11 protein-coding genes are annotated in these 11256 nt (G+C 68.6%); 4 read left to right on the plus strand and 7 right to left on the minus strand.

Annotated elements, in window-relative coordinates; all coding sequences use genetic code 11:
- Positions 1-114: 114 nt before the first annotated feature.
- From serB to NLI01S_RS24460, 3 genes are all read right to left on the minus strand, one after another.
- Positions 115-1338, minus strand: coding sequence for a phosphoserine phosphatase SerB (gene serB / locus NLI01S_RS24450; RefSeq protein ID WP_067609189.1), 1224 nt, complete (start codon positions 1336-1338; stop codon positions 115-117).
- Positions 1339-1459: 121 nt separating this feature from the next.
- Positions 1460-2125, minus strand: a complete 666-nt coding sequence (locus NLI01S_RS24455; RefSeq protein ID WP_067609192.1) for a DUF1707 SHOCT-like domain-containing protein — start codon at positions 2123-2125, stop codon at positions 1460-1462.
- 185 nt (positions 2126-2310) lie between these two features.
- Positions 2311-3072 (minus strand): hypothetical protein, encoded by a 762-nt coding sequence (locus NLI01S_RS24460; RefSeq protein ID WP_067609194.1) that lies wholly within the window; start codon positions 3070-3072, stop codon positions 2311-2313.
- A gap of 55 nt (positions 3073-3127) precedes the next feature.
- Between NLI01S_RS24460 and NLI01S_RS24465 the strand changes: the two genes are divergently transcribed.
- The 3 genes from NLI01S_RS24465 (at position 3128) to NLI01S_RS24475 (ending at position 6154) form a co-directional block, all read left to right on the plus strand.
- Positions 3128-3913, plus strand: a complete 786-nt coding sequence (locus NLI01S_RS24465; protein WP_067609196.1) for an ABC transporter ATP-binding protein — start codon at positions 3128-3130, stop codon at positions 3911-3913.
- Between the two features lie 355 nt (positions 3914-4268).
- On the plus strand, positions 4269-5195 hold the full coding sequence (locus NLI01S_RS24470; protein WP_067609199.1) for an SPFH domain-containing protein: 927 nt from the start codon (positions 4269-4271) through the stop codon (positions 5193-5195).
- Positions 5196-5395: 200 nt separating this feature from the next.
- Positions 5396-6154, plus strand: coding sequence for a sulfite exporter TauE/SafE family protein (locus NLI01S_RS24475; protein WP_067609201.1), 759 nt, complete (start codon positions 5396-5398; stop codon positions 6152-6154).
- Positions 6155-6184: 30 nt separating this feature from the next.
- Here NLI01S_RS24475 and NLI01S_RS24480 read toward each other — a convergent pair whose 3' ends face one another.
- The 3 genes from NLI01S_RS24480 to NLI01S_RS24490 all read right to left on the minus strand — a co-directional run bounded on the left by NLI01S_RS24480 (position 6185) and on the right by NLI01S_RS24490 (position 8490).
- Complete coding sequence (locus NLI01S_RS24480) at positions 6185-6808, minus strand: HD domain-containing protein (protein WP_067609204.1); 624 nt, start codon at positions 6806-6808, stop codon at positions 6185-6187.
- Between the two features lie 195 nt (positions 6809-7003).
- On the minus strand, positions 7004-7906 hold the full coding sequence (locus tag NLI01S_RS24485; protein ID WP_067609207.1) for an alpha/beta hydrolase family protein: 903 nt from the start codon (positions 7904-7906) through the stop codon (positions 7004-7006).
- Positions 7900-8490 (minus strand): TetR/AcrR family transcriptional regulator, encoded by a 591-nt coding sequence (locus NLI01S_RS24490; RefSeq protein ID WP_067609215.1) that lies wholly within the window; start codon positions 8488-8490, stop codon positions 7900-7902. The genes NLI01S_RS24485 and NLI01S_RS24490 overlap by 7 nt, the downstream gene beginning before the upstream one ends.
- Before the next feature lie 495 nt (positions 8491-8985).
- Here NLI01S_RS24490 and NLI01S_RS24495 point away from each other — a divergent pair, with 495 nt between their 5' ends.
- A complete protein-coding gene (locus NLI01S_RS24495) occupies positions 8986-10446 on the plus strand; it encodes an aldehyde dehydrogenase (NADP(+)) (RefSeq protein WP_067609210.1) in 1461 nt (486 codons plus the stop codon).
- Between the two features lie 42 nt (positions 10447-10488).
- Here the strand turns inward: NLI01S_RS24495 and NLI01S_RS24500 are convergent, their stop codons facing one another.
- Positions 10489-11133, minus strand: a complete 645-nt coding sequence (locus NLI01S_RS24500; RefSeq protein WP_067609212.1) for a hypothetical protein — start codon at positions 11131-11133, stop codon at positions 10489-10491.
- Between the last annotated feature and the right edge of the window lie 123 nt (positions 11134-11256).

The raw sequence follows: 11256 nt of genomic DNA on the forward strand, positions 1-11256 counted from the left end.
TTTTTTTTGTTGTCGGGGAAGGCGCTCTAGCGGACGCTGTTCTTCGTGCTCTTACAGCTGTGGTCACTATCGATGCCGATAGTGACCACAGGCGAGACGGGTGCACGGACCTCGTCAGGGGACGGGGTCCGTGACGAGGTCGGCGGCTTCGATCTCCTCGCGGGTGATCCCCAGGATGAAGGCGATGGTGTCCAGGTAGGGCACGTTGACCGAGGTGTCGGCCTGGCGGCGTACCACGGGCTTGGCGTTGAAGGCCACGCCCAGGCCGGCGGTCTGGAGCATGTCGAGGTCGTTGGCCCCATCGCCGATGGCCACGGTCTGGTTGAGGGGGACTCCGGCCTCCTCCGCGAACTTCTGGAGGGTGGTGGCCTTGCCCTTGCGGTCGATGATCGGGCCGACGAGGCGGCCGGTGATCTTGCCGTCGACGACTTCCAGCGTGTTGGCCGCGGAGTAGTCGAGGTCGAGGCGCTCCACGAGGACGTCGGTGATCTGGGTGAAGCCGCCGCTGACGATGCCGCACTCATAGCCCAGGCGCTTGAGGGTGCGGATCAGGGTGCGGGCACCGGGGGTCAGCTGGATCTCGCCGCAGACCCTCTCGATGGCGGAGGCGTCCAGACCTTCGAGGAGGGCGACACGGCGGCGTAGGGACTCCTCGAAGTCCAGTTCACCGCGCATGGCCTCCTCGGTCACCTTCGCGACCTCGGCCTCACAGCCGGCGTGGGCCGCGAGGAGTTCGATGACCTCGCCCTGGATGAGGGTCGAGTCCACGTCCATGATGACCAGGTGCTTGCCGCGCCGGTGCAGGCCACCGGCCTGTACGGCGACGTCCACTCCCTGGGTGGCGGACTCCATGGCCAGTTCGGCACGGAGATGGTCGGCGTTGCCTCCGGAGATCTCCATCTCCACGGAGGTCACCGGGTAGGCGGACAGCCGTTCGATGCGGTCGATGTTCGCCCCGGAGCGGGCCACACACGAGGTGATGGCGCTCAGGGCGCCGGGACGTAGTGGGGAGGCCAGCACGGTGACGTGCAGGTGCTCGTCACCGTTGGCGTTGACCCGACCGTTCCCGTCGGCGTACTCGACGTCCATGTCGAGGTCGATCGCGGTCTTGTCGAGCGCGGAGCGGACTTCTTCGTAGACCCGCTGATGGCTCACCCCGGGGGCGACCTTCTCATCCACCTCGAGGACGGTCCCCAGCACCAGACGCCCACCGAGAACGACCTGTTCCAGATCGACGATGGTCACCGGGAAGACGGAAAGGGTGCTCAGCAGACGTGCGCTGATCCCGGGACGGTCGTGCCCGGTCATCGTTACCAACAACGTGGATTCATCACTCATGGCACGCCCCACGGTACTCGGCCGTGGGACGCCCGGGACGGTCGGGGGAGGAGGTTTTCGCAGCTCGTTCACTATGTGGACAGGTAAGCGAGCATTCAGGGTCCCAGGGATGCGAGGCAGATCACTCGCCACGCTTGCCCTTGCGCTTCTTCTTGACCTTCTTCGCCTTGACGTCCACCCCGCCCAACATGCAGGTTCCGGTCAGGTGTACGACCGGGGCGTTGGGGTCGGTGACCTGATCGGTGCCGTGGAGGTCGGTGCCGCCCAGGATCGCCGAAGTGTTGTTGATCACTCGCACGCCGTGCGGCACGGTGATGTCCACTCCGCCGAGGATCACGGCGAGCTGAATGGTGACCTCGTGCCGGCTCAGCACCGCTTCGCGCAGGTCCAACTCGACCCCGCCACAGAGGACCGACACGTTGGTGCGGGGCTCGACGAGCCAGCGTCCGCGGCGTTCCGCGCCGCCGAAGACCGCCACCAGGTTCTCCGATCCCTTGCTCTGCCCGGCGAGGTCGCGGGCGTCGCTGCCGAGTATCTCCATGCCGTCGGTGGTGTCGCCCGGCTCAGCGCCGCCGAGTCCCGGGAGTCCGGGCATCCCGGGCGTTCCGGACCGGGGGAGGTCGGAGACGATGGGGCCGAGTTCGCCGATGGTCTTGGCCCTGTAGAGGGTGTCGAGACGTTCCTCGTGTTCGACGGGGCTGAGGCGGCCCTCGGCCAGTGCCTCCCGGAGCCGTTCGGCAACCTGGTCCCGGTCCGCGTCGGAAGCTCGGATGTGATCGGGCTGCATGGTGACGGCTCTCCTCCTCGGTGGGTCGGCCAGGAAACGGCCGCACACCCAAGTATCGGTGTGGTCGACGAGGTCCCGGATCAGGTGTCGTCCCTGGTTCGTCCCGGAGTCTCCCCGCCCTCGGCACCAGGGTCCCACCCGTGTCCCCTTCCGGGCCATACCGCTGTCCGTGCGCACCTTCCCGCTCAGGGCAGTTCTATCGCCGCGTGCGCGGCGATCAGGGCGCGACGCACAACACCGTCCAGTTCGCGCAGGGCTTGGGCCCTCAGATCGATCTGGTGGGCGTTCATGCCACGCCCGGAACCGGGTTCGGCGAGGGCCACCACCTTGGCGAGCCTCGCCGCCTGGGTCGCGACCCGATGGGCGCGTGGTGGGTACCCGTGGGCGAGGGGCGGGGCGCCCGAATCGCCGAGGTCCCCCAGCTCGCGGTGGACGGACGGGGCGAAGGAGGCCACGTCGTCCACCCCCTGAAGGAGCTCGGCGACCCGCACCAGGGTGAGCTTGAGTCGCCGTTCTGCGTCGGAAAGGTCGGGAACCTGAGGTATGCCGTCATTCGCCGGATACGGGGTCCATGAGACGCCCACGTAGGATGAACCGCGTCGGTCGGCGGAGGGCACCAACCCCACCTGTCGTTCGGCGAGCCGCACCAAGACCCCCTCCTGCGCCTCGATCGCCGCTCGGTTGAGTTCGGCGGGGCCGACCAGCCCGCAGGGATCGCCCCAGGTGGGCAGGGCCAACCGGAACGCGGACAGGCCCAGGCCACGAAGACGTACCAGTGCGGCGCGCAGCGGTACGCCGCTGTCGAAGGGCAGGTCACCGGGGGATACTGTCCCGATCAGGTTCGGGCCGCCCCGACGTTCGACGGCGTCGACGGCGTCGTCCAACCCGACGTGGCCCGAAAGCCAGGCGTTGCCCCAGGCGACGAGTGGTGCGGACGTCAAATGCATTGCTACAGGGTAGGGCGGCCCGTGCACCGGCGTGGGACGTGAGAGAAGGAGGATGATGGACGGGCGTGTTCTGGGCCTTAACGGGGTCACGGTACGACGAGGTGGGGCGAACCTGCTGGATGGCGTGGACTGGTCGGTGCTCGAGGGGGAGCGCTGGGTCGTCCTCGGTCCCAACGGCGCGGGTAAGACGACCCTGCTGAACGTGGCCTCCAGCCAGCTGTATCCCACCTCGGGCAAGGTGGAGGTCCTCGGGGAGCACCTCGGGGGCGTGGACGTGTTCGAGCTGCGGCCGCTGATCGGGTACGCGGGCGCCTCCGTGTCCGGCCGGATCGAGGAGGACACCCCGGTCCTCGACCTGGTGCTCAGCGCCGCCTACGGCTACCTGGGTCGGTTCCGGGAGGAGTACGGGGTTCCGGACTACGGGCGTGCCCGAGCGCTGCTGGGGCACTGGGGGGTGGGCGAGCTCGCGGATCGTTTCTTCCACACCCTGTCCGAGGGCGAACGCAAACGGGTACTGATCGCGCGTGCGCTGATGTCGAACCCGGAGCTGCTGCTCTTGGACGAACCCGCGGCCGGGCTGGACCTGGGCGGGCGCGAGGACCTGCTGCGTCGTATGGGCAAGCTCGCGCACAACGAGGACGCGCCGGCGCTGGTCGTGGTCTCCCACCACGTGGAGGAGATTCCGCCGGGCTTCACCCATGCTCTGCTGATCCGTGACGGTCGGGTGGTGCAGGCGGGTCCTTTGGGCGAGGTGATGACGGCGGAGAACCTGAGCGAGACCTTCGGGTTGGGACTGAAGGTCGAGCACGATGGTGGTCGTTGGTCGGCCCGCGCCGTCTGAGGTCCATCGCGTTCGGAGTGGACCCCGATCCCCGTCCCCTTCTCCCCGATCGCCCCGGTGGCCTTGTCGGCCCCGGGGCCCTTCTGTGAAGGGAGTGATTGGGGATGTGTTTATCGAAGAAATTCCAGGGTCCGTAATTCCTATTTCCGTCCGGATGTGGTCGTCCCGGATGGGTATGGGGTAGCGTCGTCGAACAGTGGGCGGATCGCTCTATTTCGGCGCGCTTTATGACGGGCAGCCTAGGGCGCGGTCCGCTCCCGCGCTGCCTGTCACCCCCGTCAGCAGATCCGGAGCCGCCCCAGATGTCGTCACTGAACACCGTCACCCGGCCCGACTCGGTGGAGGGTCGGTAACCGTGACCACGATCATCATCGTCGCACTCTTCGTCGCCGTCCTGTTGATCATTTTCTGGCGAAGCGTGCGTATCGTTCCGCACTCCATGGAGGACGTGGTCGAGCGTTTCGGTAAGTTCCACCGTACGCTCAGCTCGGGCTTCAACATCGTCATTCCCGGCGTCGACCAGGTGCGCGAACGCATCGACCGCCGTGTGCAGGTCGTCAGCTTCCCGCCGCAGTCCGCGATCACCGAGGACAACCTCGCGGTCGAGGTCGACTCCGCGGTGTACATCCGTGTGATCGACGCCTACCGGGCCACCTACGAGGTCGCCAACTTCATCCAGGCGGTCGAACAGCTCACCCTGGCGACCCTGCGAAACGTCATCGGTGGCATGAACCTGGAGGGCACCCTCACCTCCCGCGACCAGATCAACCGCGAGCTCAAGTCCGTCCTGGACGAGGCGACGCGGGACTGGGGCATCGAGATCAGCCGGATCGAGCTCAAGGGCATCGAGCCACCGTCCTCCGTGCAGGAGGCGATGGAGATGCAGATGCGCGCCGACCGCGAGAAGCGGGCCCAGCTGCTCAGCGCGGAGGGCGAGAAGCAGTCCGCGGTCCTGCGCGCCGAGGGTGAACGCTCCTCCTCCGTGCTGCGGGCCAAGGGTAGCGCCGAGGCGCTGATGCTGACCGCCAAGGCCGACGCCGACGCCCAGACCCTGCGGGCCCGTGGTGAGGCGGACGCCATCCACATGGTCTTCAAGGCCCTGCACACCAGCCGGATCGACCCCGACGTGCTGGCCTACCAGTACCTACAGAAGCTCCCGGAGATCGCCAAGGGCGACGCCAACAAGGTGTGGATCGTTCCGGCGGAGATGGGTCAGGCCTTGCAGGGTGTGAGCAGCGCCTTCGAACGCATCCAGAACGAGGTCGTCAAGGTCCCGAGCTGAATCGGGTCGTCCACCGATCCTTCACGTGCTCCGGCCCCGCCCCTGGGCGGGGCCTTCGTGTGTCAGGGACCGGGTGTGTCCGGTCGTCCGGTTCGGGTCGCCCGATTCAGGGCCTACCCGACCTGATCATCGGATGACCGGTTCTCGTAGTCTGTTCGAGCCCTCGACGGTCGGGGAACCGCGGAGCGGAAGGTGAGGCGATGGAACTCTGGGAGGCCGTTGCCATTCTCCTCGCGGGGATGGCCGCCGGCGGCATCAACGCGATCGCGGGATCCGGGACCCTGTTCACCTTCCCCGTGCTGCTGGCCCTGGGCTATCCGCCGATCACCGCGACCATCTCGAACAGTGTCGGCCTGGCACCCGGGACGCTCAGCGGTACCATCGCCTACCGGCGTGAACTGGCCGGGCAGCGGACGCGGCTGATCAGATTCGGGGTCATGTCCTTCTTCGGCGCGCTGACCGGCGCGACGCTGCTGGTCTACCTGCCGCCCGGGGTCTTCGAGTCCGTGGTGCCGTTCATGATCGGCGGCGCCTGCCTGCTGATCGTCTTCCAGCCGAGGATCACCAAGTGGGCCAGGGCGCGCAAGCCGGCCCACGAGAACGGTGGGGTCCTGATGCCCATCGGTGCCTACGGCGCGGGTACCTACGGCGGCTACTTCGCGGCGGCGCAGGGCATCATCCTCATGAGCCTGTTGGGCTCCACCCTGGACGAGGACATCCAGCGGCTCAACGCCCTGAAGAACGCCCTCGCCACCATCGCCAACAGCACGGCGGCCGTGTTCTACATCGTGCTCGCCTCACCGGCGTGGCCGGTGGTCGGACTCCTGGCGGCGGGGACGATCGTCGGTGGCTATCTGGGCGCGAACTTCGGCCGCAGGCTCAGCCCGGCGGCGTTGCGCGTCGTCCTGGTGATCGTGGGCCTGTCCGCCGCCGCACAGATCATCATGGGCAGGGTCTGACGCCCTCGGCGCCGTTCCCGCACCGGTGGATCAGGCCCGGAAGTAGCCGCGGCGGTCGGCGTCGTCGATGAGCGCGGTCGCGTACGATCCCAGCGCCTCGGAGCCCTCCGCGATCAGCTTCACCTTGGTCATGACCTCGGCCCGGGTGACCCCGAACCGTACCCAGGCGCCACCCTCGTTGTGCCAGTTGGCGAGCATGGTGGACAGCCGGTCGATGGCCCGGGCGAAACGCGCCTCCGCCGTCTGTCGGGCCTCGAACTCCTGCCACAACTCGTGGGCGAGCGCGGCCTGGTCCTCGGGCAGTAGGGGGAAGATGCGGTCGGCGGCGGCACGCTCGCGCTCGGCCTGGGACTCGGCGTCGTCGGGCTGGAAGGCGAAGGTGTCCCCGGCGTCGATCTCGACGATGTCGTGGATGGAGAGCATCTCGATGACGCGGTCGATGTCGGTGCCCTCGGGCGCGTACTCGGCGAAGGTCCGCGCGCACAGGGTGAGGTGCCAGGAGTGTTCGGCGGAGTTCTCTCGACGAGAGCCGTCCACCAGCAGGTTCCTACGTAGGACGCGCTTGAGCTTGTCCACTTCCAGAAGGAAGCGCAGCTGAGCGTTCAGCCGTTCGTTGTCGACCCCGCTGGCAAAGACCGGTGCCGGTTCCGTCACGTGGTTCGCCCTCCTGATGGATGAACGGATCAGGTGGGACCGCTGGCGCGGTCGCCACTGGATGATCCCATGGAACGCGTGCCGTCTGTCGCCCCGACGACGGGGAGGCGGCTCGGGGGGAGGAAAGCGGCGTGCCCCCGGTGAACGTCGGGATCGGCCGCGTTCGTGGTGTGGTCGGTCCCGAGGGGTCCTCTCTCAGTGTGCCCGATCCATCCGGACCTGCGGTGAAACGGGCAGGTGCCGGTGGAACCATTCGGTCAGCGCGCGGTCGACCAGGACCCCGGCCGGGGTGAGCGGTCCGGGTTCCAGGCCGGGTTCCGGGCCGATGGAGTGTGCCAGGTCGGGCACCACGATGTGACGGAGCGCATGTTCGTGGCCGGGGGCGTCGGTGGCTCCACCGAGCCCTCGTGCCAGGTCGTCGTGGAACGCCCGTCCGTGGTCGGGCGGGGACACCTCGTCCGCGCCTCCGCCGACCATGAGCAGCGGGGTGTGGTTCCGGGTGATCTCCGGGGCCCGTGCGCTCATGTCCAGCCATCCGCGGGTGCGTTGGGCCCGGGTGTTCCAGCGGTAGGGGGTACCCGTGCGGCGTTCGCGGGCCGCCATCAGCAGGGTCGGGTCGACGATCGGGTTGACCACCGCGGCGGCCCCGATGGGGAGGCGGTTCTCGGCGAGGGCCAGGAGCACCGCGGTGGCTCCGGCCCCGACGCCGACCAGGCCGGTCGGGACGTCGGCGATGGGCAGGAACGACCGGAGTTCGGCGTCGACCTTGCGCAGTTCGGCGGCGGCCTCTTCCACCACGGGGCCGAAGAGCTCGACCAGGTAGTCGCGTTCACCGCGCCGGTTGATCTCGGGGACGCCGCCTTCGGGCAGCCGGGCGCCGAACAGCGGCAGCCCGAGGTAGACCCGCCATGCCGGGAGCGCCGACATGGGGATGGCCCCGGAGAGGGCGGATTCACTGCGGGGTGGTTCGAAGGCGTGCAGGCCGATGACGAGTGGGGCGGGCGCGGGGACCGACACCGCCGGGGGCAGGGCGAGGAAGGGCACGCCCGCGGCGGTCCCGGTTGTCGGTGCTTCGATGGCCGGCGCGTCGACTACCACGGATGGTCGCCTCCGTTGCGTTCGGAGAAGTGGGACAGGTAGCTGCTGACGAGGCGTTTGGCCTCGTACACCAGTGCGGCATCGCCTTCGGGGTTGTCACGGAAGGCGAGCTTGAGGACGGCGTCCGCCGCTTCCACGGACACGTGTACGGCTCTGTCGAGTTCGTCGTTGTCGGGAAGTCCGGTGACCGAGACGATGATCTTGCGCAGGCGCACGGAGATCACCCGGTTGTTGTCGCTGCCACCGCTGAGGAGGCGGGGGTCGACGATGTCACCGAAGTGGAGGCTGCGAAAGCCCGGAACGTTGCGGTGCATGTCGATGTACTCGTCGATGATGGTATCGACGGCCCCGGTCCAATGGCTGAAGGACGCGTCGGCGAGTCGTTCGGTGACCCGGGCGCCGAACTGGTCGAGGAAGCGCAGTCCGAGTGCCTGGGTGATCGCCTTCTTGTCCGGAAAGAACTGGTAGACGGAGCCGATGGCCACGCCCGCCCGTTCGGCGATCCGTGTGGTGGACAGGTTGTCGTAGCCGATCTCGTCGAGGAGTTCGGCGCAGCAGTCGAGCATGCGTTGGACCCGGACCATGCTGCGCTGCTGGGCGGGGAGCCGGCGTAGCGGGGCCTGCGCGAACGCGAGTTCGTCGTTGGCGACTCCGGCGGGTCCACGGCTCTCACGCTGGGGGGCGGCCCCGTCGGGCGGCTCCGGGGAGCGTCGCGCGCGCGGGGGTGTTGAGCTTCGGGAATTGGTCGTCACGTCTCCTATGATGCCTTTTCGGATTCACCTGGTTCCGGGGAAATTCCAGTTTCGTTCCGAAGTTCCTCGTGGGCACTTGTCCGGTCGGGGTGATCCATTCGTTCTTCCTGGTGGGGGCGGGTAGATAGAAGTGGTTGAAACTTGTCCTATTCGTCCGGTGTTATCGCTTGGTGTTGCTGTCGGTAGTCGGTTTGTCGCTTCACGGGTTCGAGGGGATGGGTCGTCCTTCGGCGTGCTCCGGTACGCGACCCCACTGCAACCGTTTGCAGCGGGTGCATGGCATGGTGGGTCCGAGCCCGCACACCCACCCCTCCAGGAGGTTCAGGCATGACCACGGCCATCCCCGACACCACGGCGGAGGAACTCGACGCCGTCATGGAGCGCGCGTCCGCCGCCGCACCCCTCTTCGCCGCTCTCGACCCCACCGACCGCGCCCGCGTGCTGCGCGCGGTCGCCGACGCCTTGGACGCCGCCGCCGAGGACCTGGTCCCCGTCGCGATGACCGAATCGCACTACCCGGAGGCGCGATGCCGCGGTGAACTGGGGCGTACCACGTTCCAGATCCGTCTGTTCGCCGACGTGCTGGAACAGGGTGAGTACCTGGAGGCCATGGTGGACCCCGCCGATCCGGAGTGGGGCACCCCCCGACCGGATCTGCGCCGGTTCCTCGTCCCCTTGGGCCCCGTGGTGGTGTTCGGAGCGAGCAACTTCCCCTTCGCGTTCTCCACCGCCGGCGGGGACACCGCCTCCGCGCTGGCCGCGGGTTGTCCCGTCGTGGTCAAGGCCCACCCGGGTCATCCGGAGTTGGCCCGCCGTACCACCGAGGTGGTCGTCGGGGCACTGGCCGACGCGGGCGCGCCCGAAGGGGTGTTCGCGCTGGTCTTCGGATTCGAGGCGGGCAAGGGCGCGGTGACCCACCCGCACACTCGCGCGGTCGGCTTCACCGGGTCCATCCCGGGCGGACGTGCCCTGTACGACCTGGCGGTCTCCCGCCCCGACCCGATCCCCTTCTACGGGGAGCTGGGCAGCCTCAACCCGGTCTTCGTGACCCGCGCGGCCATGACCGCCCGCGGCACCGAGATCCTGGAGGGCTACGCCGGCTCGGCCACGATGGGCTCGGGCCAGTTCTGCACCAAGCCCGGGGTCGTGTTCGTCCCCGAGGGCACGAAGTTGGACGCTCTGGTCGGTGACCTGGAGGGCCGTGCGGCGGCCCCGTTGCTCAACGACCGGGTCGATGAGGGCTACTCGCACGGACTGGACGACCTGTCGGGGCACCCGGCCACGGAGGTGTTGGTCCAGGGGCGGCGGACCGATGAGGGGTGGACGCCGAGCCTGCTGCGTACCGACCTGGATTCCCTGCTGGAGCACTCCGAGGCCCTTCTGACCGAGTGCTTCGGTCCCGCCACACTCGTGGTCGCCTATCCCGATGAGCGGCGGCTGCTGGAGGTGGGCGGTGCCCTGCAAGGGCAGCTGACCGTCACCGTCCATGGCGAGGAGGACGATCCCATCGCGCCCGCCCTGCTGGCCCTGGGCGCCTCGGTGGCGGGCCGGGTGATCTGGAACGGCTGGCCGACCGGTGTGGCGGTCTCACACGCCATGACCCATGGAGGTCCCTACCCGGCCACGACGGCGCCCGGACACACCTCGGTGGGCACCACCGCGATTCGTCGGTTCCTGCGCCCGGTCACCTACCAGTCGGTGCCGGACGCCCTGCTGCCCGCCGCGCTGCGGGACGGCAACCCGCTCGGTGTGCCCAGGAAGGTCGACGGCGGATCACCGTCGGTCTGACGGCCTCGCACGGTGGTCCGGGTCGCGGCCCGGACCACCGGCTCACTCCGAGTCGTACTGTTCGCGGAAGGAAAGGCAGGCGTCCCTCTCCCGGTCGGCCATGGGTTCGATGAAGACCATGCCCAGGATGATGAGCGCGGCCGGAACGAACTCGAACAGCGTCCAGGTCTCGGCCCCGGATCCGGCCATCTCGATCAGCGGGCGGACGGCGAAGGCGGCCGCGGCGATCAGCAGCGGTACGAACCGATAGGTCGGGTTCGACACGTAGACGAGGTGGTCGATCATGTGTCGGGCGGTCCGGTTGACCTTCTCGTCCGGACCGAGAGCCCCGGAGATCGCCTGGCGCCGGGCGATGGCGTAGCGCACCGGATCGGTCTCGGGTGACGCGGGCATCACGCGAAGGATCGAGTACGCGGCCAGCCCGGACAACACGGTGACGGACAGGGCCATGATGGCGACGGCGCCCGGGACCCAGCCGGGGACGCCGGTCGGATCGGTCAGGTTCGGGGCGGTCAACATCCCGGCGAGGAGGAGGGCGGCGACTCCGGCGCAGGCCCCCCAGAGCGCGGAGTGGGCCACCGGGCGGTGCTGGGCGTGCAGCCGGAGTCGGGCCTTGGCCACCTGCCCCGAGGTGGGACCCGAGGGCGGAACGGAGGCGTGTGAGTTGTTCGAGAGCGGGGAGGTCATGGCACTCACACTACGGACCCCGGCACGGCGCGCACCATGCACGGAAGTCAGGACCCCGAACCGGAGTTCCCGAACTTTCGTCAGGTCCGTCCCGACGACCTGTCGCCAAAGGAGACCGTCCCC

The organism is Nocardiopsis listeri NBRC 13360 (genome assembly GCF_001570765.1).
GTDB lineage: Bacteria > Actinomycetota > Actinomycetes > Streptosporangiales > Streptosporangiaceae > Nocardiopsis > Nocardiopsis listeri.